Source organism: Cupriavidus sp. USMAA2-4 (assembly GCF_001854305.1).
Lineage (GTDB): Bacteria > Pseudomonadota > Gammaproteobacteria > Burkholderiales > Burkholderiaceae > Cupriavidus > Cupriavidus malaysiensis.
In genome coordinates this window covers 3,356,350-3,377,469 of record NZ_CP017748.1, presented here as the reverse complement: position 1 = coordinate 3,377,469, position 21,120 = coordinate 3,356,350, and the positions used below count along the sequence as shown (strand labels likewise).

Genomic DNA, 21,120 nt, shown 5'->3' with positions numbered 1-21,120 from the left:
TGCGGACTACCGATTACCGACTGCCAACTGCCAACTGCCAACCGCGAACCGCCAAAACCAAAACCAGCTGCAGACACCGGTGGGCACGCCCGAGACGAGCCGCGACCCGTCTCGGGCCCCTTGCCGGCCTACAACAGCTTGGCCACCGCGCGGCTCATGCGCGGGTTGCCCTCGCCCAGGCGCGCCAGATTGTCGTCGAGCGCGTCGGGCACGTAGAGATAATTGACCATCATGCCGCAGGACTGGGCCCGCCCTTTCTTGGAGAGATCGGCGGCCCAATTGAGGCGCTCCACGCAAGCGCCGTTGCCCAGGTGAAAGCGTGCCACCGGATCGGCCGGCGCCTCGCGGCTGCGCTCGCGCACGAGGAAATGTGCGGCCAGTGCCATGCCCGCCTCCCGTGCCGGCGCTTCGTCTCCGGCGGCGGCGCACTCAGTCAGCGCGGCCACCCAGCCTGCGCCGTCGGCGGGCGTGCCGCCATGGCGCTCGCGCCAGCGCGCCAGGCGCTTCTCGCCCAGCACGGTGGCCACGGCGGCGCTGTCCTGCTTGCGCAGCCAGTCGGCAAAGCCCGGGATCGGCGACAGCGTGGCGAACTGCTTGAGCTTGGGAAACTCGCGCTGCAACTCCTCGATCACGCGCTTGAGCAGGAAGTTGCCGAAGCTGACGCCGCGCAGACCCGCCTGCGTGTTCGAGATCGAGTAGAAGATGGCCCACTTGACGCGGCGCAGGTCCTCCAGGGGCGCCGCCTCGTCGAGCAGCGCCTGCACATTGGCCGACATCTCGGGCGCGAAGGCCACTTCGACGAAGATCAACGGCTCACGCGGGATACGCGGGTGGAAGAAGGCGTAGCAGCGGCGATCGGAATCGAGACGGTTGCGCAGGTCGGCCCACGAGGCGATCTCGTGTACGGCCTCATAACGGATCAGCTTTTCCAACAGCGACGCGGGAGAGTCCCAGGTGATGGGCTGCAGCTCGAGCAGGCCGACGTCGAACCAGTTGGAGAACATCGCCTCCAGGTCCTCGTCGAGCGCGCGCAGGCCGGGCATGCGCTTATGCCAGCGCAGCATGTCGGCGCGCAGTGCGATGAGGAAATGCAGCCCGCACGCCGAGCCGTCCGGCCCCGGCTGGCCATGCAGCGCGGCCATGCGCTTGAAGAAGCGGATGCGCGCGTTCGACAGGGCCTGCGACAGCGCCGTGCCCCCCTTGCCACCTTCGGGCTCTGCGGTGCTGCCGCTGGCCGCCACCTCCGCCAGCACCGCGAGCATGGCCTGGCGCAACGCTTCCGAGGCCGCCTCGTACTCGGCACGCCAGGATTGTGCCGCCGCGTTGGCGGCACTGTCGGTGAGGCGGGCGTCGAAGCACAGGCGCAACTGCTCGCGCTGACGGCGCTGCGCGCGCGTGGACAGCAGCTCCGGCTGAGCCTCGGCCGGCGCCGTGCGCGCCGGCGCGTCCTTGCGCTGCCACCAGCGCCCGAAGCGCGAAAGCAGGGAGGCGGACGGGGCGCCTCCTTCACTGAGCGGCGCGCTGACCGTGGTGCCGCCGATATCCTTGTCGCCAGTATCGAGAGAGCTCATGGAATGCCTGTCGTCGGTGCGTTGCAGGAAATGAAGGAAGGGGAGGAATGGAAACCTCGCGGCAGGGCAGCTAGGCCTGCGCCGCCCGGGCCGGCGGCACGTGCGGCGCCTCCGCGTCGAGGGTCTTGAGCGCGGCGCGCTGGCGCAGCAGGTGGGTCTTCATCAGCGCCTCGGCGCCTTCGGGATCGTGTGCCTTGAGCGCTGAAAAGACCGACAGGTGCTCCGCGCAGGATTCCTGGATGCGGCCCGGCAATTTCAGGCTCTTGTGACGGGACAGGCGCAGCACCTTGCGCAGGTCGCTGATCAGTCCGCTCAGCCAGCGGTTGCCGGCGAGGCGCTGGATGGCCTCGTGGATCTGGTAGTTGGTTTCATAGTAGGCATCGATGCGCCCGGCACGCGCGTGATCTGCGAGTTCAGCGTGCAGGCCCTCAAGCGCGTCGAGATCGGCGGCGCTGGCCTTGCGCGCCGCCTCATAGGCGCAGCGCCCTTCGAGCAGCGCCATCAGCGGGAAGATCTCGTCCAGATCCTGCTCGGACAGTTCGTTGACCACGCAGCCGCGGCGCGGCTCCAGGCGCACCAGACCTTCGGCCGCCAGCACCTTGAGCGCTTCCCGCAGCGGCGTGCGCGAGATGCCCAGTTCGCCCGCCAGCGCCACTTCGTCGATCCAGGCGCCCGAGGGCAAGGCGTGTTCGCCGATCATGGCGCGCAGCCGCTCGGCGACTTCGAGATACAGGGCTTGCTGCACGATGCGCACGGATTTTCCCCCGGTGTCGCGCCAGGCTGCGCGGGCCGGCATGCCCGCGTGCGGCTCTGCCCGCCGCACCGCATCGATGCGGTGCCTCAGGCGCAATAATTCATAATTATGAATAACGCCAGACATCCGGCAAGCGATTTCGATGATGCAGCGCACCAGGATCCGGACAGCTCCGCGCCGCGGGCGCAGGCTGGATGGCGGATTCGAGCCAAGATGGAAGAAGGCGGGAAGAGACGGTAAAAGAAAGTGATGCGAAGCAGGGTGGCCAGACAAGCACAGCGAACAGAAGGCGGGACGGATACCGCCTCCCGGCGGCATCCGCCCGCGCCCACAAGTGCTCACCCGTTCATCGCTGCCCGGCTCGGCGGCCGGACCTGGCGTGGGCCGTGCAATGCGATGCCGGCCCGGCACCTACCCCCGTCATACCGCAATGCGCTCCGTTGCCGGGGCGCGTCCCCGTTCCAATGATGATGAGTGTGGACGCGGTCTGCTCCCTGCGCGTCTCGTTTGTTGTAGCGGTAACTTAGCGATTCGCGTGCCAGGGTGCATAAGCCCCTGATTTCCTTGGGGGAAGGCCGCGCCAAGTTGTTACAAACAGATAAATATGTAACAACATGTATCTATGCTGCAACGCCCGCGGACGCGGCAAGTGAGAAGTTTCCAACAGCGGAAACGACTGTTTTCCGTCCAGCACCGTCCACCGGGTGCGACAATGTGCGCGCACCGGCGCTCCTGCAGCGATCCAATCGGTTGCATCCATGCAACCCTTGCCGCCCGGCTGCGCCCGTTTACCGAAACCGCCAGTCAGGCAGAGGAACGCACCATGTCATCCAGCCCCGACACGATCGCCGCGGACCACGAGACGCCCGCAACATCGCATGCCCTGCCCCTGCGCTTTACCGGGTCCGGCTCCGAGTACTTCCGCATCTGGATCGTCAATGCGCTGCTCAGCGTGGTCACGCTGGGCATCTACTCGGCCTGGGCCAAGGTCCGCACGCTGCAGTACTTCTATCGGAACACCGAGCTCGACGGCGCCACCTTCGACTATCACGGCCGCCCGCTGGCGATCCTGAAAGGCCGCGCCATCGTCCTCGTGCTGATGCTGGCCTTCAATATGGCCGGCCAGTTCTCCGTGTGGCTGCCGCTGCTGCTGGGCCTGGCCCTGGTCCTGGTATTCCCGCCGCTGCTGGTGCGCTCGCTGCGCTTCCGCCTGGCCAATTCGAGCTACCGCGGCCTGCGCTTCGCCTTCACCGGCGGCGATGCCGGCGGCTACCGGGTCTTCCTGCTGTGGCCGCTCGCCACGGCGGCCACGCTCGGCATGCTGGCGCCGCTGGCCCACCAGCGCTTCAAGCAGTACCAGCACGAGCATACCCGCTACGGCACCGTACCCTTTGCCTTCTCGGCCCATGCGGGCGCGTTCTACGGCGTGTACCTGCGCACTTTTGCCATGATGCTGGGCCTGGTCGTGATCGCCGCGCTATGCGGCATCGCCATCGGCGTCGGCCTCGGTTCGCTGCTGGGTCATGGGCCCCAGCGTGCCATGCTCGCTACGGCGCTGTCAGTGGGCGCCTTCTACGTTGCCTCGCTGGCGATAGGTCCTTTCTTCCTGGCACGGCTGCAGAACCTGGTGTGGAACCACACCACGCTCGGCCCGCACCGCTTCCGCAGCGAAGTCGGTGCGTTCCGCTATTTCTGCCTCGTGCTGAGCAACCTGGTCGGCATCGTGCTGACGCTCGGGCTGTTCGCGCCCTTCGCCCGCGTGCGCGCGCTGCGCTACCGCCTGGCCTGCGTCACCCTGCTGGCAGCCGGGCCGCTTGACAGCTTCGTCGCCGGCGAGGCCGAGCAGGTCGGCGCGCTGGGCGATGCGGCGGTGGACTGGTACGACATCGACATCGCCCTCTGAGCCCGCCGCCGCCGCCATGGTCGCCGCCACCTATTTCGATGGGCGCTCCTCCCGCGCGCAGCCTGCCAGCCTGACGGTGGACGGGAAGCAGGCCGTGCTGCGCGACAGCGAGGGCACGGAACTGCGCCGCGAGCCGCTGTCCGCCCTGCGCGTGTCGGAGCGAGTGCGGCGCGCCCCGCGCCTGGTCACCTTCGCCGACGGCGCGCACTGCGAGATCGCCGACCACGCCGCCTTCGACGCGCTTCTGGCCGCCACCGGCCACCGCGAGGGCTGGGTGGTGCGGGCGCAGAACAGCTGGCGCCTGGCCACGGCAGCGCTGCTGGGCCTGCTTGCCGTGCTGGTGCTGTCCTATACCCTGCTGCTGCCCTGGGCCGCGGCCCGGCTGGCAAGGTCGGTCCCGGTCGCGCTCGAGGACAGCATCGGCCAGGCCGCGCTGCGCAGCCTCGATGAAGGATGGGTTGCACCGTCGAAACTGCCGGCGGCCGAACAACAGCGCATCCGCGACGACTTTGCCGCCCTGCGCCTGCCGGCCGACCCCGGCCACCGCTATCGCATCCTGTTCCGCCAGGGCGGGCGGCTGGGGGCCAACGCCCTGGCATTGCCGGGCGGCACCATCGTGGTCACCGACGAACTGGTGCGCCTGGCCGGCACCGGTCCGGGCCTGATGGGCGTGCTGGCGCACGAGGCCGGACATGTGGCACGCCGGCACGGCCTGCAGCAACTGATCCAGGCTTCGGCGGTGGGCGCGGTGGCGGCCTATTTCCTCGGTGATTTCTCTTCGGTGCTGGCCAGCGCGCCGGCGGCGTTGCTGACACTGCGCTACTCGCGCACGCATGAGCGCGAGGCCGACGCCTACGCGGTCGAGGTCATGCGCGCGAACCAGCTGCGGGTGGCTGCGCTCGCCGACGTGCTGCAGGCCCTGGAAGATGCGCACGGCGCCCGTTCCGCCACATCTTCCGCCTCCGCTGCGACCGGCACCGCCGACGAAGGCGGCAGCGATTTCTTCTCCTCGCACCCGCTTACGCGCGAGCGTATCGCCGCGCTGCGCGAGGCGCGTTAGCGTCCTGCTTCTTGAATTCGCTGGACAACTGAGTCTATCGAGACGTCACGCGCGGCCGGGAACGAAGCGCCGCAAGGCTGGGGCCTTGCGGGCGCTCATGACAACGCATGGCGCGGGCCTGCCCGCGAACTCAGGACGAACTTAATACGAACTAGGGCGGACTTCGGGTGGGCCGGCTCCGCGCACGATTGAGGCAGGGCAACGCGGGCTTGCCGAGGAGGCACGAAGGACGCGGCCCGAGCCTCCGCCTTCAGCCGCGCGACACCCCGGCCGCCTCCGCGCGCGCCTGGCGGCGATAGGCCCAGACCATCATCAGGAGGCCGGCGACGATCATCGGCAGGCTCAGCCACTGGCCCATGGACAGGTGCAGCGCCAGCAGGCCGAGGAAGCTGTCGGGCTCGCGTGCGAATTCAGCCAGGAAGCGGAAACTGCCATAGCCGACCAGGAACAGGCCGGACACCGCGCCCATCGGCCGCGGCTTGCGCGCGAACAGCCACAGGATGATGAACAACGCCACGCCTTCGCCGGCGAACTGGTAGAGCTGCGAAGGATGGCGCGGGATGCTGTCGCCGGCCTGCGGGAAGACCATGCCCCAGGGCAGCGTGGTCGGCCGGCCCCACAATTCACCGTTGATGAAGTTGCCGATGCGGCCGGCCGCCAGGCCGCAGGGGATCATCGGCGCGATGAAGTCGGTCACCTCCATCCAGTGGCGGTGCCTCAGCTTCGCAAACAGCCACATCGCGATGATCACGCCGAGGAAGCCGCCGTGGAAGGCCATGCCCCCTTCCCACACGCGCACGATCTCCAGCGGATGGCTCAGGTAGTACTCGGGCTTGTAGAACAGCACATAGCCCAGCCGCCCGCCCAGGATCACGCCGAGCACGCCGAAGAACAGCATGTCGTCGAGATCCTTGGCGTTCCAGCCCTGCGCCGCCATCTGCGGCTGCTGGATGCGCCGCCGCCCGAACACCAGGAACAGGATGAAGCCGACCAGGTACATCAGGCCGTACCAGCGGATGGCCAGCGGGCCCAGGTGGATGGCGACCGGGTCGAATTGCGGATGAATCAGCATGGTGGGTTCAGGATTGTCGCGGGAAGTTGGCGGGGTCGGTGGAATGGGTCTGCGGCCGCGCGGGCGCCGTCTTTGCGCTGCTTATGCCATCCCCGTGCGACACGCCGATGGCAGGCGAGGTCGCGATCTCGATGAAAGCACGCAGCACCGGACCGATGCCGGCGCCACTCGCGCGCCACGCCAGGCCGGTCTCGATCGGCGGCAGGTCGCCGTGCAGCGGCAGGTAGGACACACCGGTACGGCGAAGGTTGCACAAGGAGGCCGGTACCAGCGCCACGCCCATGCCGGCCGACACGAGGCTGACGATGGTCTGCATCTGGATGGCTTCCTGCGCGATCGCTGGATGGATGCCTTCGCGCGCATAGCAGCCCGTAATGATGTCATAAAACGCCGGCGCGCTGCGGCGCGGAAAGATGATCAGTGGCTCGTTCGCCACCTCGCGCAAGGACACGGGCGCCTCGCCCCCGAGGCTGTCGCGCCGGCCGCGCCAGCCTTCGGGCACCGCCAGCACCAGGGGCTCGCGCATCAGCGGCACATAGGACAGGCCGGCCGGCAGGGCCGCCATCTGGGGGCGGATCACCAGGCCGGCATCGATGCTGCCCTCGGCCAGCGCTTCGAACTGGACGTCGCTGGTGGCCTCGCGCAGTTGCAGCTGCACCTCGGGATGGCGGGCACGGAAGCGGCGCAGCAGGTCCGGCAGGATGCCGTAGTCGGCCGTGCTGACGAAGGCCAGCGCCAGCGAGCCGAGCTCGCCGCGCGCGAGCCGCTGCGCCAGGCCGGGCAGTGCCGCGGCATCGGCCAGCACGCGCCGCACCTCCGGCAGCCATTGCTGGCCGACCGGCGTCAGCGCCACCGAACGCCGCGTGCGCTGGAACAGCGGCACTCCGATCTCCTCCTCGAGTGCCTGGATCTGCTGCGACAGCGGCGGCTGGGTCATCGCCAGGCGACGGGCGGCACGGCCGAAGTGCAGCTCCTCCGCCACCGTCACGAAATAGCGCAACTGGCGCAGGTCCACCTCGCGTGCTCCTTCCGATCCTCGATCATTGATATGGATTTCGACTCAATAGGGATCGAATAATATATTTGACAGGCAAAAATGCAAGTCGCATGCTGTCTGCCACACAACATCCCCGTGCGCCCCGCGCAGAGCCTTACGTCCCCGGAGATCCCCGCCATGGCAGACAACAAACGCTCGCAGCACATCACGCAAGGCGTGGCGCGCTCGCCCAACCGCTCGATGTACTACGCGCTGGGTTACAGGAAGGAGGACTTCGACAAGCCGATGGTGGGCATCGCCAACGGCCATTCCACCATCACGCCGTGCAATGCCGGCCTGCAGCGCCTGGCAGACGCCGCCATCGGCGCGCTCAAGGAGGCCGGCGCCAACCCGCAGGTGTTCGGCACGCCGACCATCTCGGACGGCATGTCGATGGGCACCGAGGGCATGAAGTACTCGCTGATCTCGCGCGAGGTCATCGCCGACTGCATCGAAACGGCCGCCCAGGGCCAGTGGATGGACGGCGTGGTGGTGATCGGCGGCTGCGACAAGAACATGCCGGGCGGCATGATGGCGCTGGCGCGCACCAACGTGCCGGGCATCTATGTCTATGGCGGCACGATCAGGCCAGGCCACTGGAAAGGCAAGGACCTGACCATCGTCTCGTCCTTCGAGGCGGTGGGCGAGTTCACCGCGGGGCGCATGAGCGAGGAGGACTTCGAAGGCATCGAGCGCAATGCCTGTCCGAGCACCGGCTCCTGCGGCGGCATGTACACAGCCAACACCATGAGCTCCTCCTTCGAAGCGCTCGGCATGTCGCTGCTGTATTCCTCCACCATGGCCAATCCCGACCAGGAGAAGGTCGACAGCGCTGCGGCATCGGCGCGCGTGCTGGTAGAGGCCATCCGCTGCGACATCAAGCCGCGCGACATCATCACGCGCCGCTCGATCGAGAACGCCGTCTCGCTGATCATGGCCACCGGCGGCTCGACCAATGCGGTCCTGCATTACCTGGCCATCGCCCATTCGGCCGAGGTGGAATGGAGCATCGACGACTTCGAGCGCATCCGCCGCCGCGTGCCCGTGATCTGCAACCTGAAGCCCTCCGGCCAGTACGTGGCGACCGACCTGCACCGTGCCGGCGGTATTCCGCAGGTGATGAAGATCCTGCTCAAGGCGGGCCTGCTGCACGGCGATTGCCTGACCATCACCGGGCGCACGCTGGCGGAGGAACTGGAACACGTGCCGGACACCCCGCGCGCGGACCAGGACGTGATCCTGCCGATCGAGAAGGCGCTGTACCGGGAAGGCCACCTTGCCATCCTCAAGGGCAACCTCGCCGAAGAGGGGGCGGTGGCCAAGATCACCGGCCTGAAGAATCCGGTCATCACCGGCCCGGCGCGCGTCTTCGAGGACGAGCAGAGCGCGATGGACGCCATCCTGGGCGACCGCATCCAGGCCGGCGACGTGCTGGTGCTGCGCTATCTCGGCCCCAAGGGCGGCCCCGGCATGCCGGAGATGCTGGCACCGACCTCGGCCATCATCGGCAAAGGCCTGGGAGAGTCGGTCGGCTTCATCACCGACGGTCGCTTCTCGGGCGGAACCTGGGGCATGGTGGTCGGCCACGTCGCGCCGGAGGCCTACGTGGGCGGCACCATCGCGCTGGTGCACGAGGGCGATTCCATTACCATCGATGCGCACAAGCTGGTGCTGCAGCTGAACGTCAGCGACGAGGAACTGGCGCGCCGCCGCGCCGCCTGGCAGCCGCCCACGCCCCGCTATACGCGTGGCGTGCTGGCCAAGTTCGCCCGCCTGGCCTCCACCGCCAGCAAGGGGGCGGTAACGGACTGAACCGGGGTGCCGCAACGAAGAAAAAGCCCGCATGCGGGCTTTTTCTTTCTTCGTCTGCTACCTGCCACCGCCTGCTGCCGGCTCGATCGACTCAGGCTCAATGGACTCCGGTTCAATAGGTTCAGTAGGCTCAGTAGCCGCCCGGATCGCCTTCGATCTCCTCCAGCGTGGCATCCAGCCACTCCACCAGCCTGGCCTCGAGCGAACGGGTCAGCTCGGCGGCGAGCTGGGCGGTAAGGGGAGCCAGGCGCGCGTGCAGCGTGGCTTCGGTGTGCGCCTCCACCACCTGTGGCCACTCGGCACGGAAGCGCATCATCACGCGCGTCAGCAGTTCGCTGCGCATGGCGCGCAGCTCTTCGTCCCCCGCCGGCCCGGCCGCTACCTGCTGTTGCGCGGCGTACGCGCCGGCAATCGCCTCCACCGGCGCATGCACCGGCTGCGAAAGCGGCGGGACCGCCTCGCCATCGTCCTCGGCCCCCGTATCGCCGACCTGCGTGACCAGTCCGGACGGCGCCATGCCCGAGGTGTCGACCACGCCGGCCGACGGCGCCGCCTGCCGCGACGAGCGCAGCGGGATGTCGGGCGGCAGCTCGATCACCTCGGTCAGCAGCGGAATGCTGTCGTGGGCGCTGGCGGGAGGGATCACCCGCGAGGTGGTGCGTTCGCTCATGCGGACTCCTGCCCCTTGGGCTGGCCGACATCGTGGTGGGTGAGCGCATAGCCGCGCTCACGGTAGAAGCGGTAGCGCTCGCGCCCGGCGGCGCGGTCGGCGGAATCGGTCCCGACCACCTCGATCAGGCGCTCGAAGCTGGCGAACTGCTCCGGCGCCTGCGCCGTCAGGTTGATCAGCACCTGGTGGTGCGGCACGCGCTCCAGGCCGGCGGCCAGCACGATCGGCGTGACTGCCGCGCGCGGGTGCTCGGCGCCACAGTGCGGCAGGAAGTCGAGCTGGGAGAAGGTCCACAGGCGCGCGTCCAGTTCGGCCAGCTGTGTCGGCACGCCATGCACCACCAGTTTGAGCCCCGCGCCGTAGGCCTTGCGCACCAGCCGGCAGACGTAGCCCAGCTTGTCGGGCACGTTGCTATGGAAGTCGATGCGCGTCATCGGCCCCTGCCTCAGCCGGCCCGATCCATCAGGAACTGCGCCAGCAGCGGCACCGGTCGCCCGGTCGCGCCCTTGGCCGCGCCGCTCTTCCAGGCGGTGCCGGCGATGTCCAGGTGCGCCCAGTCATACTTCTCGGTGAAGCGCGACAGGTAGCAGGCGGCGGTGACGCTGCCGGCCGGGCGGCCGCCGATATTGGCCATGTCGGCGAAGTTGGACTTGAGCTGGTCCTGGTACTCGTCGTCGAGCGGCAGGCGCCACGCGCTGTCCAGCGCCTTGCGCCCGGCCGCCAGCAGCTGGTCGGCCAGCGCGTCGCTGCGCGAGAACAGGCCCGAATTGACGTGGCCGAGGGCGATGATGCAGGCGCCGGTCAAGGTCGCCACGTCGACCACCGCGGCTGGCTTGAAGCGCTCGACATAGGTCAGCGCGTCGCACAGGATCAGGCGGCCCTCGGCGTCGGTGTTGAGGATCTCGACGGTCTGCCCCGACATCGTGGTGACCACGTCGCCCGGCTTGGTGGCGATGCCGCTGGGCATGTTCTCGCAGGTCGGCACCACCGCGATCACATTGAGCTTCAGGCCCATCTCGGCGACCGCCTGCAGCGTGCCCAGCACCGAAGCGGCGCCGCACATGTCGTACTTCATCTCGTCCATGCCCTCGCCCGGCTTCAGCGAGATGCCGCCGGTATCGAAGGTGATGCCCTTGCCGACCAGAACCACCGGCGCCTGGCGCGCGCCGGCGCCTTCGTAGCGCAACACGATGAACTGGGGCGGCTCGACCGAACCCTTGGTCACAGCCAGGAAGGCGCCCATGTTCAGCGCCTCGATCTGCTTGCGGCCCAGTACCTCGACCTTCAGCTTGAAACGCTTGGCGATGCCACGCGCGGTATTGGCGAGATAGGTCGGAGTGCACACATTGGAAGGCAGATTGCCGAGGTCGCGCGCCAGCTCGACGCCGTTGGCGATGGCGGCGCCGCGCAGCACGGCGGCGGCGGCCGCCTTGGCGTCGCCGGCATCGACGGCGATGACCACCTTGCGCAGCGCGGACTTGCCGTTACCGTTGCCGCCGGCGCCCTTGACCGCGGCCGGCTTGAGCTCGGGGTGGCGGTCCAGCAGGCGGTAGGTCGCCTCGCGCAGCAGCGTGACGGTGGTGACCAGGCCCCAGGCCAGGTCGCGGCCCGGCGGCAGGTGCTGGGTGTGCAGGCACCACAGCGCCGAGGCCGAGCGCGTGTCGGAGACGGCACGCACGGCGGCGCGCACCGCGTCGACGTAGGCCTTGTCGCTGAAGGCGGATTCCTTGCCCAGGCCGACCAGCAGCACGCGCGCCGCGCCCACGCCGGCCACCTCGTGCAGCATCAGGTGGGTACCGCGCTTGCCTTCGAAATCGCCCTGCTTGAGCAGGCGCGCCACCAAGCCCTTGGTCGCCACGTCCAGCGCCTTGGCCGCGCCGTCCAGGCTCTGGCCCTCGAACAGGCCGACCACCAGGCAGTCGGTCTTGGTCGCCAGGAAACCATTTTGGCCGGCTTTGCTCCAATCCAGGGCTTTTGTGCTAAATTCCATCGCGCTTCCTTCCAGGGGCTGGTCCAAGATAGAAAGCCCCTATTATCCGCGATTTTTGACCGCGACCTGCCGCCGCCCCGCGCTGCGGACCGCCGGCGCGCCGCGCTCGCCGGCGCCAGGTGGCATCGCCCGCGCCGGCCGGCAGCCCGGAACCGACACCGCATGATCTTTCAACAAGCCTTGCGACGCGAGCTCGCCTACACCGCCGGCGCGGTGTTCCTGGTCATGCTGACCTTCATGCTGACCTCGCTCGTGATCCGCATCCTCGGCATGGCCGCGAACGGGCAGGCCAGCCCCAACGACGTGCTGATGCTGATCGGGCTGGCCACCGTGGGCTACCTGTCCATCCTGTTGTCCGCCACGCTGTTCATCTCCATCCTGATCGTGCTGACACGCTGGTACAAGGATTCGGAGATGGTGGTGTGGTTCTCGGCCGGCATCTCGCTGCGCGACCTCGTCAAGCCGGTGCTGCAGTTCGCCGCCCCCTTCATCGTGATGGCGCTGCTGCTGGGCCTGTTCGCGTGGCCCTGGGCCAACCAGCAGAGCGCGCTGTTCCGCGACCGCTTCGAGCAGCGCGGCGTGCTGTCGATGATTGCCGCGGGCCGCTTCATCGAACCCACCAACGCCAATTACGTGCTGTTCATCGAAGGCATCGACGGCGACATGAAGAACGCGCGCAACGTGTTTGTCGCCAGCGCCGAGTCCGACAAGATCGGCGTGGCCCTGGCCCACCAGGGCCGCTTCGAGTCCATGCCCAACGGCGACCGCCTGGTGGTGATGGAGAACGGGCGCCGCTATACCGGCACGCCCGGCCAGCTCGACTACCGCATCGTCGAGTTCGACCGCTATGCGGTCAAGGTGGACAACAAGCCGCCCGAGGCCGACGCCAACCTGCCGACCAAGAGCCGCGACACCATGGACCTGGTGCACAACCCGACCCGCGAGAACCTCGGCGAGCTGCTGTGGCGCCTGTCGCTGCCGATCCTGGCCTTCAACTTCGCCATGATCGCCATTCCGCTCGCCTACGTGAATCCGCGCCTGGGCCGCTACACCCCCCTCGTCTTCGCCGTGCTGATCTACCTGACCTATAGCAACCTGATCAACCTGGCACAGTCCTGGGTGCGCTCCGGCAGCCTGTCCTTCGGCATGGCCCTGTGGCCTTTCCACCTGGCCGCCTTCCTGGGCGCGCTGCTGCTGTTCCGCTATCGCCAGAACCGCAGCCTGGGTGGCTGGCGCGCGGTGTTCGGCCTGGGCCGTGCCCGCAAGGGAGGCCAGGCATGACGGTGCTGCGCGTCTATGAACGCTATCTCGGCCGGCTGATCTACGGCGTCTTCGTCTTCATCCTGTTCGCGGTGCTGGCGCTGTTCATCTTCTTCGACATGCTCAGCGAACTGGAGAGCGTGAGCGGCAAGTACACCACGCTGGTCGCCTTCATCCACGTGATGCTGGAGGCACCGACGCGCATCTACGAGGTGCTGCCGATCGCCGTACTGATCAGCGCCATCTACGTGCTGTCCCAGCTCGCCAGCCAGTCCGAGTTCACCATCCTGCGCGTGGCCGGCCTGAACACCCGGCAGGCCTTGTTCTCGCTGTTCAAGCTGGCCGTGCCCCTGGTGCTCGTCACCTTCGTCTTCGGCGAGTTCATCGGCCCGCGCGCCGAGGAATTCGCGCAGAAGGTCAAGCTCGAGGCGATCGGCGCCACCGTCTCCTCCGGCTTCCGCTCCGGTGTCTGGGTCAAGGACCGCGACAAAGAACCGGAGGGCGAGGTGACCCGCTTTGTCAACGTGGCGGGGCTGCGCCCGGACCAGAGCATCACCGGCGTCACCATCTACGAGTTCGACCCCAGCTATCGCCTCAGCGTGATCCGCGTGGCCAAGGAAGGGCGCTACCAGGGATCCCAGTCCTGGCAGCTCAGCGACGTCAGCGAGACACGCTTCATCGAGCTGCCGCGCGCCGCCGGCAACGGGGCCGATGCCCTGGTGCCGCATTTCCGCGCGCAGAAGGTCTCCTTCCCCACGCAGACGATGCGCTCCGAACTGACGCCGCAGATCCTCGCGGTGCTGCTGGTCAGCCCGGAACGCATGTCCACGCTGGACCTGTTCCGCTACATCCGCCACCTGCGCGACAACAAGCAGGACACGCAGCGCTACGAGATCGCCTTCTGGAAGAAGGTGGTGTATCCGCTCACGCTGTTCGTCATGGTGGCGCTGGCCCTGCCCTTCGCCTACCTGCACGCGCGCGCCGGCGCGGTCGGCATCAAGGTGTTCGGCGGCATCATGCTCGGCCTGTCCTTCCACCTGGCCAACACACTGTTCTCGCACGTCGGCCTGCTGCACACCTGGCCGCCGATCGTCTCGGCCCTGGTGCCCGGCACGCTCTACCTGCTGATCGCCCTCGGCGCGCTGCGCTGGGTGGACCGCCACTGACGGGACGGCAAGGCATGGTCTCAGCCGCCCAGGAACAGCCCCGCCAGGCCCTCGTGCTGTTCGCCCACGGTGCGCGCGACGCCCGCTGGCGCGAGCCCTTCGACCGCCTGCAAGCCAAGCTGGCAGCGGCGCTGCCCCAGGGCACGGTGCGCCTGGCCTTTCTCGAACTGATGCAGCCGTCGCTGCCCGACACGCTGGACGCGCTGGCGGCGGAGGGCATCACCGGCGTGACCGTGGTGCCGGTCTTCTTCGGCCAGGGCGGCCATCTGCGGCGGGATCTGCCGCTGCTGATCGAGCAATGCCGCCAGCGGCACCCTGGACTCCGTATCGGCTGCGCGGATGCCGTCGGCGAATCCGACCGCGTGCTGGACGCGATCGCCGCTTATTGCCTGGCCAGCCTGGCCAGCCTGCCGGCCGCCCCCGGCACCTGAGGCGCCGGGCGCCCCGCGACTTCCGCCCGCCCACCCCTCACCCTCACCCGCGTGTAGCGCCGCAATGAAAAACGCCGGGCGATGCCCGGCGTTGCCTCGATGCAAGGATGAAAACGGCCGCGGGCCGCTCAGGCGGCCCTCGCCTGCTCGCCCGCCGGCGCCTGCGGCGCGGCTTGCGTGGCGCGCGCGGCCAGTGCCTCGCCGATCATCAGCAGGCTGGGCTGCGCCGCATCGATCCAGGACGCGGCCTCGCCCGCTGCCATCTGGGCCAGCGTGAAGGCCCGGCTGCGTTGCCGCGGCGTGCTGACGGACTCGACCACCCAGGCCGGCGTGGCGGCAGGCTTGCCATGCGCGATCAGCTGCGCGGCGATCGTGGCGGCCTGGTCGCGGCCCATGTAGTAGACCAGGGTATCGGCCTTGACATCGGCTTCGATGCGGGCCGCCGGTCCGGGATCCAGGTCTTCGGCCGCCTTGGCCTGCGTGGCGAAGGCCACGCTGCGCGCGACCCCGCGCTTGGTCAGCGGCTTGCCGATGGCCGAGGCGGCCGCCAGCGCGGCGGTGATGCCCGGCACGATCTCGAAGTCGATGCCGGCCGCCTCCAGCGCCTGCAGTTCCTCGTCGGCACGGCCGAACAGCATCGGGTCGCCGCCCTTGAGGCGCACCACGCGCTGGTACTTGCCGGCCAGGTCGACGATCTGGCGATTGATGAAGAGCTGGGCGGTGGAGCGCTGGCCGCAGCGCTTGCCCACCTCGACCAGGCGGGCCTGCGGACACCAGGCCAGCATCTCGGGTGCGACCAGCGCATCGTGCAGCACGACTTCGGCTTCACCCAGAAGCCGTGCACCGCGCACCGTGATGAGGTCCGCGGCGCCGGGACCCGCGCCGATCAGGTAGACCTTGCCCATGCCATGCTCCTTACTTGCCATTCGGCGAATGCCGGTTCCAGACAACCTCAAGCATAAGCACGGATCATGCCCGCCGCCACCGTATGGTTGCTGGCCTCATCGATCAGCACGAAGGCGCCGGTCGCCGGATTATCGCCATAGGTGTCGCACACCACCGGTTTCTGCAGCGAGATCTGCACCGAGCCGATATCGTTCAGGCGGATCTCGTGGCGGCCGGTTTCGTGCGACAGAGTGTGCACGTCGAGCACGCGCTCGACCGCGGCCACGCGCGCGAACACGCTGGCAGTGGTGTGCTTCAGCACATACTTGCGCGCCGGATTCAGCGCTTCGTCGTCGAACCAGCACAGGTCGGCCTGCAGCTTGCGGGCCGGCTGGGCGGTCGCTTCGGCGGCCACGAACATGTCGCCACGCGACACGTCCACGTCCTCGGCGAGGCGCACCGTGATGGTCTCGCCCGCACCGGCGGACTCGGCCGCGCCGTTGGGGGTCAGCACCTCGGCCACCACCGCTTCGCGGTTGGCCGGCAGCACGCGCAGCTTCTGGCCGACGCGCACGGTGCCGGCTTCCACGCGGCCGGCATAGCCGCGGAAGTCGTCCGACTGCGAACCGTCCTGGCGGATCACCAGCTGCACCGGGAAGCGCAGCGCGGCTTCGCCTTCGGGCGCCGCTTCTTCCACCGGCAACGCTTCCAGCAGCGGCAGCAGCGCTTCGCCCTGGTACCAGGGCATGGTCTCGCTGGCATGGACGATGTTGTCGCCACGCAGCGCCGACACCGGCACATAGCGCACGTCCTTCAGGCCGAGCTGGGCTGCCAGCTCGGTGTAGGCGGCACGGATCTCGTTGAAGCGCTGTTCGCTGTAGTCGACCAGGTCCATCTTGTTGACGGCGACGATCACGTGCTGCAGCTCCAGCAGCTTGAGGATGGCCGAGTGGCGCTTGGTCTGCGCCAGCAGTTCGGCGCGGCCGTTCTCGATCGTCACGCGGGTGGCATCCACCAGCACGATGGCAGCGTGCGCGGTCGATGCGCCGGTCACCATATTGCGGGTGTACTGTTCGTGGCCGGGCGTGTCGGCGATGATGAACTTGCGGCGCGCCGTGGAGAAGTAGCGGTAGGCCACGTCGATGGTGATGCCCTGCTCGCGCTCGGCCTCGAGGCCGTCGGTCAGCAGCGAGAAGTCGATCTCCTCGCCGGCGGTGCGCTTGTGCTTGGCGTTGGCCAGCGCGGTCAGCTGGTCCGACAGCACGGCCTTGCTGTCGAACAGCAGGCGGCCGATCAGCGTGCTCTTGCCGTCATCGACCGAGCCGGCGGTGATGAAGCGCAGCAGGCCTTGGTGGGTGGCTTGGTGGGTGGTCATGGTGCAAATCCTGTCTGGTGGGTCGCGCGGGCAAGCGGAACGGGCGGCTTAGAAATAGCCTTCCTTCTTGCGGCGCTCCATCGACGCCTCGCTGGTCTGGTCGTCCATGCGGGTGGCGCCGCGCTCGGTGATCTCGGTCACCGCAGTCTCAGCGATGATCTCGTCGGGCGTGGCCGCGGTGCTGGCCACCGGGCAGGTGCAGCTGATGTCGCCGACCGTGCGGAAGCGCACCGACAGCACCTCGCTGACGTCGCCGTCCTGCTTGGGGGTGATCGGCGTGACCGGCACCAGCAGGCCGTTCTTGCGCACCACTTCGCGCTGGTGCGCGTAATAGATCGGGGGCAGTGCCAGGTTCTCGCGGGCGATGTACTGCCACACGTCCAGTTCGGTCCAGTTCGAGATGGGGAACACGCGCATCTGCTCGCCCTGGGCCATGCGGCCGTTGTACAGGCTCCACAGCTCGGGGCGCTGGGCCTTCGGGTCCCATTGGCCGAACTCGTCGCGGAAGGAGAAGATGCGTTCCTTGGCGCGCGCCTTCTCTTCGTCGCGGCGGGCACCGCCCATCAGCGCGTCGAACTGGTGCTCGGCGATGGTTTCCAGCAGCGTGACGGCCTGCGCGGCGTTGCGCGAATCGGTTTCCTTGCGCAGGCGCACGGTACCGCGCCGGATCGAGTCCTCGACATGGCCGACCACCAGGCGTGCGCCGAGCTCGGCCACGCGCTGGTCACGGAAGTCGATCACTTCCGGATAGTTGTGGCCGGTGTCGATGTGCACCAGCGGGAACGGCAGTTCGATCTTGCGCTCGCCCAGGCGGAAGGCCTTCAGCGCGAGGTGCAGCATCACGATCGAATCCTTGCCGCCGGAGAACAGCAGTGCCGGGTTGCGGCACTCGGCCACCACCTCGCGGATGATGTAGATCGACTCGGCTTCCAGCTTGTCCAGGTGGTCGTTCTGCACTTGCAGCAGATGCGCGACGTCGGCGCCTGCGATTTCGTTCATGATGCCCATGTCGTGTGGCCTCGATGTCAATGCTTCAATGCTTGATGTTCTGTTCGTGGAGCCCGCACTCTTTCGAGTCCTTGCTCTCCCACCACCAGCGCCCGGCGCGCACATCCTCGCCGGCACGCACGGCGCGCGTACAGGGTTCGCAACCGATGCTGGGATAGCCCTTGGCATGCAGCGCGTTGACCGGTACCCGGTGGCGCTTCAGGTAGGCCCAGACCTCGGCCTCGCTCCAGTCCGCCAGCGGATTGAACTTGGGGATGCCGCGCCCTTCGTCGACTTCCTCGAAGGGCAGGTCGGCGCGCGTCACCGCCTGCTCGCGGCGCTGGCCGGTCAGCCAGGCGTCGGCGTGCGAAAGTGCGCGGTTGAGCGGCTCCACCTTGCGGATGCCGCAGCACAGCTTGCGCGCGTCCAGGCTGTCGTAGAAGCCGTTCAGGCCATGCTTGCGCACGTAGTTCTCGACCGCCTCGGGATCGGGCGTGAACTGCTCGATCTTGTAGCCGTAGTGCTTGTCGACCGCCTCCAGCACCGCCATCGTCTCGGCGTGCAGGCGGCCGGTCTGCAGCGTGAAGACCCGGATGCCGGCCCGCACGGCGGGGGAACCGCGCAGGATGGCATCGGTCACGACCATGTCCTCGGCCGCCAGGCTGGAGGCGAAGCGCGCGCGGAAGAAGCGCGCCGCGATGCCGGCCAGCCGTTCCGACAGCTCGGCCTCCTTGGCTTGCAGGGCCTCCAGGCTGCCGCTGTATTCCGGCGGCGCCCACAGTGCGGGCGGGCGCAGCGAGGACAGTTCGCCCTCGGCCAGCACCGGGATCTCGTTCAGCAGCGCGCTCATACCGCTTCCTTGTGCACGATGCCGGCCTCGGCACGCGCGCGGCGGAACAGCGGCAGCGGCTCGTCGACCGAGGCCTGGTAGGCCACGGTGAACTCGGTGAAGCCCTTGAGCGCGTCGTCGACGCTCTTGTCGGCGCGCACCGCATAGGTATCGAAGCCGCAGCGCTTCATGAAGTTGAGCTGGTCGCGCAGCACGTCGCCGATGGCGCGCAGCTGGCCCTTCCACTGGTAGCGGGTGCGCAGCAGGTAGGCCGTGGAGAAGCCGCGGCCATCGCGGAACACCGGGAAGTCCACCGCCACCACGGCCACGTGGGCGAGCGCGGCCTGCGCGTCGGCGGGCTCGTCTTCGGGCGCCAGCCAGATACCGGTGACGTCGGCTGCACGGCCGGCCAGCAGGCCGTCCTTGTGCGCCAGCCAGGCCGACAGCGGGAACAGCACCGGTGCCTGGCCCTGGGCGGCCTCGGCGACCTGCGCCTCGCTCACCGGCTGGCCCTCGGCACCGCGCAGCACGGTCCAGGCGTCGTCGACGATGACCGGAACGCCGGCCTGCAGTTGGATGATCTTTGCCATGTTTTTTCCTCCCAGGCCTCAGGCTTCGGCGCGCTCGCGCTGCTTGTCGGCGTAGACGCGCTCCTTGAACGGCGCGATGCCGATGCGGGCGAAGGTCTCGATGAAGCGTTCGTCATCGTGGCGGTTGGCCACGAAGGTGTCGATGACGCGGCTGACCACGTCGGGCATTTCCTCGGCCTTGAACGAGGGGCCGATCACTTTGCCCAGCGCGGTGTCGTTGCCCTGCGCGCCGCCCAGCGTGACCTGGTACCACTCCTCGCCGTCCTTGTCGACGCCGAGCACGCCGATATTGCCGACGTGGTGGTGGCCGCAGGCGTTGATGCAGCCCGAGATGTTCAGCGAGATCTCGCCCAGGTCGTGCACGTAGTCGAGATCCTCGAAGCGCTGCTGGATGGCCTGCGCGATCGGGATCGACTTGGCGTTGGCCAGCGAGCAGAAGTCGCCGCCGGGGCAGGCGATGATGTCGGTCAGCAGGCCGATGTTGGCGGTGGCCAGGCCGGCGGTGCGGGCTTCCTGCCACAGCGCGTAGAGGTCGCGCTTCTTCACGTCGGGCAGCACCAGGTTCTGCTCGTGCGCCACGCGCAGCTCGCCGAAGCCGTAGCGGTCGGCGAAGCCGGCCACGGCCTCCATCTGCTCGGCGGTGGCGTCGCCCGGGGGCGACACGATGCCGGGCTTGGTCGACAGCGTCACGGCGGCATAGCCCGGCACCTTGTGCGCGTGCACGCTGCGGCTGACCCAGCGCGCGAAGGCCTTGTCCTCGAGCAGGTGCTTTTCGTAGCCGGCGTCGGTGTCGGCCAGCTTCTCGTAGACGGGCGGGGCGAAGTACTGCGCGACGCGATCGAACTCGGCCTGCGTCAGCGTGGCGGGGCCGTCCTTGCTGAACTGCCACTCCTCTTCGACTTCCTGCGCGAAGGTCTCCACGCCGATGGCCTTGACCAGGATCTTGATGCGCGCCTTGTACTTGTTGTCGCGGCGGCCGTAGCGGTTGTAGACGCGGATGGCCGATTCGACATAGGTCAGCAGGTGCTGCCAGGGCAGGTCTTCCTTGATCACCGAGCCCAGGATCGGCGTGCGGCCCAGGCCGCCGCCGGCCAGGATGCGCAGGCGCGTCTCGCCGGCTTCGTTCTGGTAGGCATAGATGCCGATATCGTGCATCTGCACCACGGCGCGGTCGTCGGCCGAGGCGGAGATGGCGATCTTGAACTTGCGCGGCAGGAAGGCGAACTCGGGCTGGAAGGTGCTCCACTGGCGCAGCAGTTCGGCCAGCACGCGCGGATCGACGGCCTCGTCCGGCGCCACGCCGGCGAAGTGGTCGGTGGTGATGTTGCGCACGCAGTTGCCCGAGGTCTGGATGCCGTGCATCTCCACGCTGGCCAGTTCGGCCAGCGCGTCGGGCACGCGTTCCAGCTCCATCCAGTTGAACTGGATGTTCTGGCGGGTCGAGAAGTGGCCATAGCCGCGGTCGAACTCGCGCGCGATATGGGCCAGCTTGCGCAGCTGCCGGCTGGCCAGCAGGCCGTAGGGAATGGCTACGCGCAGCATGTAGGCGTGACGCTGCATGTACAGGCCGTTCTGCAGCCGCAGCGGCAGGAATTCCTCTTCGCTCAGCTCGCCGCTGAGGCGGCGGCGCACCTGGTCGCGGAACTGGGCCACGCGCTCGTTGACGATGCGCTGGTCGTATTGGTCGTACTGATACATGGTGTGGGTCCGTTCAGTATGCGTTGAATGC

19 protein-coding genes are annotated in these 21,120 nt (G+C 68.3%); 6 read left to right on the top strand and 13 right to left on the bottom strand.

Annotated elements, in window-relative coordinates; all coding sequences use genetic code 11:
* Positions 1–128: 128 nt before the first annotated feature.
* Both BKK79_RS15005 and BKK79_RS15000 read right to left on the bottom strand, forming a co-directional pair.
* On the bottom strand, positions 129–1,571 hold the full coding sequence (locus BKK79_RS15005) for a malonyl-CoA decarboxylase domain-containing protein (protein ID WP_071015047.1): 1,443 nt from the start codon (positions 1,569–1,571) through the stop codon (positions 129–131).
* Between the two features lie 70 nt (positions 1,572–1,641).
* On the bottom strand, positions 1,642–2,325 hold the full coding sequence (locus BKK79_RS15000; protein WP_071016555.1) for a GntR family transcriptional regulator: 684 nt from the start codon (positions 2,323–2,325) through the stop codon (positions 1,642–1,644).
* A gap of 823 nt (positions 2,326–3,148) precedes the next feature.
* Here BKK79_RS15000 and BKK79_RS14995 point away from each other — a divergent pair.
* Both BKK79_RS14995 and BKK79_RS14990 read left to right on the top strand, forming a co-directional pair.
* Positions 3,149–4,228 carry a YjgN family protein gene (locus tag BKK79_RS14995; protein WP_083384139.1) on the top strand — a complete coding sequence of 360 codons (1,080 nt, stop codon included), beginning with the start codon at positions 3,149–3,151 and terminating at the stop codon, positions 4,226–4,228.
* Between the two features lie 16 nt (positions 4,229–4,244).
* Positions 4,245–5,288, top strand: a complete 1,044-nt coding sequence (locus tag BKK79_RS14990) for a M48 family metallopeptidase (protein ID WP_071015050.1) — start codon at positions 4,245–4,247, stop codon at positions 5,286–5,288.
* 250 nt (positions 5,289–5,538) lie between these two features.
* Here the strand turns inward: BKK79_RS14990 and lgt are convergent, their stop codons facing one another.
* Together lgt and BKK79_RS14980 are read right to left on the bottom strand one after the other, a co-directional pair.
* Complete coding sequence (gene lgt, locus BKK79_RS14985) at positions 5,539–6,360, bottom strand: prolipoprotein diacylglyceryl transferase (RefSeq protein ID WP_071015053.1); 822 nt, start codon at positions 6,358–6,360, stop codon at positions 5,539–5,541.
* 7 nt (positions 6,361–6,367) lie between these two features.
* Positions 6,368–7,375 carry a LysR family transcriptional regulator gene (locus tag BKK79_RS14980; protein ID WP_071037944.1) on the bottom strand — a complete coding sequence of 336 codons (1,008 nt, stop codon included), beginning with the start codon at positions 7,373–7,375 and terminating at the stop codon, positions 6,368–6,370.
* A 159-nt stretch (positions 7,376–7,534) separates the two neighbouring features.
* Here BKK79_RS14980 and ilvD point away from each other — a divergent pair, with 159 nt between their 5' ends.
* Positions 7,535–9,208, top strand: coding sequence for a dihydroxy-acid dehydratase (gene ilvD / locus BKK79_RS14975; protein WP_071037943.1), 1,674 nt, complete (start codon positions 7,535–7,537; stop codon positions 9,206–9,208).
* A gap of 130 nt (positions 9,209–9,338) precedes the next feature.
* Here ilvD and BKK79_RS14970 read toward each other — a convergent pair whose 3' ends face one another.
* The 3 genes from BKK79_RS14970 to BKK79_RS14960 are packed head-to-tail and all read right to left on the bottom strand — an operon-like array spanning position 9,339 to position 11,868.
* Entirely contained in the window at positions 9,339–9,878 is a 540-nt protein-coding gene (locus BKK79_RS14970; RefSeq protein ID WP_071015061.1) for a hypothetical protein, read from the bottom strand.
* The gene (locus tag BKK79_RS14965; protein ID WP_071015064.1) at positions 9,875–10,312 is read right to left on the bottom strand and encodes a DNA polymerase III subunit chi; all 438 of its coding nucleotides are present in this window, start codon (positions 10,310–10,312) and stop codon (positions 9,875–9,877) included. The genes BKK79_RS14970 and BKK79_RS14965 overlap by 4 nt, the downstream gene beginning before the upstream one ends.
* Positions 10,313–10,323: 11 nt before the next feature.
* Positions 10,324–11,868, bottom strand: coding sequence for a leucyl aminopeptidase (locus BKK79_RS14960; RefSeq protein WP_071015065.1), 1,545 nt, complete (start codon positions 11,866–11,868; stop codon positions 10,324–10,326).
* Positions 11,869–12,030: 162 nt separating this feature from the next.
* On the opposite strand from BKK79_RS14960, the gene lptF reads away from it, so the two are divergent.
* Genes lptF through BKK79_RS14945 form a run of 3 tightly spaced genes read left to right on the top strand, consistent with a single transcriptional unit; the run spans position 12,031 to position 14,725 of the window.
* Positions 12,031–13,149 (top strand): LPS export ABC transporter permease LptF, encoded by a 1,119-nt coding sequence (gene lptF, locus BKK79_RS14955; protein WP_071015068.1) that lies wholly within the window; start codon positions 12,031–12,033, stop codon positions 13,147–13,149.
* The gene (gene lptG / locus BKK79_RS14950; RefSeq protein WP_071015071.1) at positions 13,146–14,294 is read left to right on the top strand and encodes an LPS export ABC transporter permease LptG; all 1,149 of its coding nucleotides are present in this window, start codon (positions 13,146–13,148) and stop codon (positions 14,292–14,294) included. The genes lptF and lptG overlap by 4 nt, the downstream gene beginning before the upstream one ends.
* 14 nt (positions 14,295–14,308) lie before the next feature.
* Positions 14,309–14,725, top strand: a complete 417-nt coding sequence (locus tag BKK79_RS14945) for a sirohydrochlorin chelatase (RefSeq protein WP_071015073.1) — start codon at positions 14,309–14,311, stop codon at positions 14,723–14,725.
* Between the two features lie 128 nt (positions 14,726–14,853).
* Here the strand turns inward: BKK79_RS14945 and cobA are convergent, their stop codons facing one another.
* The 6 genes from cobA to BKK79_RS14915 are packed head-to-tail and all read right to left on the bottom strand — an operon-like array spanning position 14,854 to position 21,089.
* Complete coding sequence (cobA, locus tag BKK79_RS14940) at positions 14,854–15,630, bottom strand: uroporphyrinogen-III C-methyltransferase (RefSeq protein ID WP_198173282.1); 777 nt, start codon at positions 15,628–15,630, stop codon at positions 14,854–14,856.
* A gap of 47 nt (positions 15,631–15,677) precedes the next feature.
* Positions 15,678–16,985 carry a sulfate adenylyltransferase subunit 1 gene (locus tag BKK79_RS14935; RefSeq protein WP_071037941.1) on the bottom strand — a complete coding sequence of 436 codons (1,308 nt, stop codon included), beginning with the start codon at positions 16,983–16,985 and terminating at the stop codon, positions 15,678–15,680.
* Between the two features lie 48 nt (positions 16,986–17,033).
* Positions 17,034–17,993, bottom strand: a complete 960-nt coding sequence (cysD, locus tag BKK79_RS14930; protein ID WP_071015080.1) for a sulfate adenylyltransferase subunit CysD — start codon at positions 17,991–17,993, stop codon at positions 17,034–17,036.
* 25 nt (positions 17,994–18,018) lie between these two features.
* On the bottom strand, positions 18,019–18,822 hold the full coding sequence (locus BKK79_RS14925) for a phosphoadenylyl-sulfate reductase (protein ID WP_071015082.1): 804 nt from the start codon (positions 18,820–18,822) through the stop codon (positions 18,019–18,021).
* A complete protein-coding gene (locus BKK79_RS14920; RefSeq protein WP_071015085.1) occupies positions 18,819–19,391 on the bottom strand; it encodes a DUF934 domain-containing protein in 573 nt (190 codons plus the stop codon). The genes BKK79_RS14925 and BKK79_RS14920 overlap by 4 nt, the downstream gene beginning before the upstream one ends.
* A gap of 18 nt (positions 19,392–19,409) precedes the next feature.
* Positions 19,410–21,089, bottom strand: coding sequence for a nitrite/sulfite reductase (locus tag BKK79_RS14915; RefSeq protein ID WP_071015088.1), 1,680 nt, complete (start codon positions 21,087–21,089; stop codon positions 19,410–19,412).
* Positions 21,090–21,120: the final 31 nt, after the last annotated feature.

Coding starts and splice junctions, on each gene's coding strand:
- BKK79_RS15005 (WP_071015047.1), bottom strand. CDS start 1,571: ATGAGCTCTCTCGATACTGGCGACAAGGATATCGGCGGCACCACGGTC.
- BKK79_RS14995 (WP_083384139.1), top strand. CDS start 3,149: ATGTCATCCAGCCCCGACACGATCGCCGCGGACCACGAGACGCCCGCA.
- BKK79_RS14990 (WP_071015050.1), top strand. CDS start 4,245: ATGGTCGCCGCCACCTATTTCGATGGGCGCTCCTCCCGCGCGCAGCCT.
- lgt (WP_071015053.1), bottom strand. CDS start 6,360: ATGCTGATTCATCCGCAATTCGACCCGGTCGCCATCCACCTGGGCCCG.
- ilvD (WP_071037943.1), top strand. CDS start 7,535: ATGGCAGACAACAAACGCTCGCAGCACATCACGCAAGGCGTGGCGCGC.
- BKK79_RS14970 (WP_071015061.1), bottom strand. CDS start 9,878: ATGAGCGAACGCACCACCTCGCGGGTGATCCCTCCCGCCAGCGCCCAC.
- BKK79_RS14965 (WP_071015064.1), bottom strand. CDS start 10,312: ATGACGCGCATCGACTTCCATAGCAACGTGCCCGACAAGCTGGGCTAC.
- BKK79_RS14960 (WP_071015065.1), bottom strand. CDS start 11,868: ATGGAATTTAGCACAAAAGCCCTGGATTGGAGCAAAGCCGGCCAAAAT.
- lptF (WP_071015068.1), top strand. CDS start 12,031: ATGATCTTTCAACAAGCCTTGCGACGCGAGCTCGCCTACACCGCCGGC.
- lptG (WP_071015071.1), top strand. CDS start 13,146: ATGACGGTGCTGCGCGTCTATGAACGCTATCTCGGCCGGCTGATCTAC.
- BKK79_RS14945 (WP_071015073.1), top strand. CDS start 14,309: ATGGTCTCAGCCGCCCAGGAACAGCCCCGCCAGGCCCTCGTGCTGTTC.
- cobA (WP_198173282.1), bottom strand. CDS start 15,630: ATGGGCAAGGTCTACCTGATCGGCGCGGGTCCCGGCGCCGCGGACCTC.
- BKK79_RS14935 (WP_071037941.1), bottom strand. CDS start 16,985: ATGACCACCCACCAAGCCACCCACCAAGGCCTGCTGCGCTTCATCACC.
- cysD (WP_071015080.1), bottom strand. CDS start 17,993: ATGGGCATCATGAACGAAATCGCAGGCGCCGACGTCGCGCATCTGCTG.
- BKK79_RS14925 (WP_071015082.1), bottom strand. CDS start 18,822: ATGAGCGCGCTGCTGAACGAGATCCCGGTGCTGGCCGAGGGCGAACTG.
- BKK79_RS14920 (WP_071015085.1), bottom strand. CDS start 19,391: ATGGCAAAGATCATCCAACTGCAGGCCGGCGTTCCGGTCATCGTCGAC.
- BKK79_RS14915 (WP_071015088.1), bottom strand. CDS start 21,089: ATGTATCAGTACGACCAATACGACCAGCGCATCGTCAACGAGCGCGTG.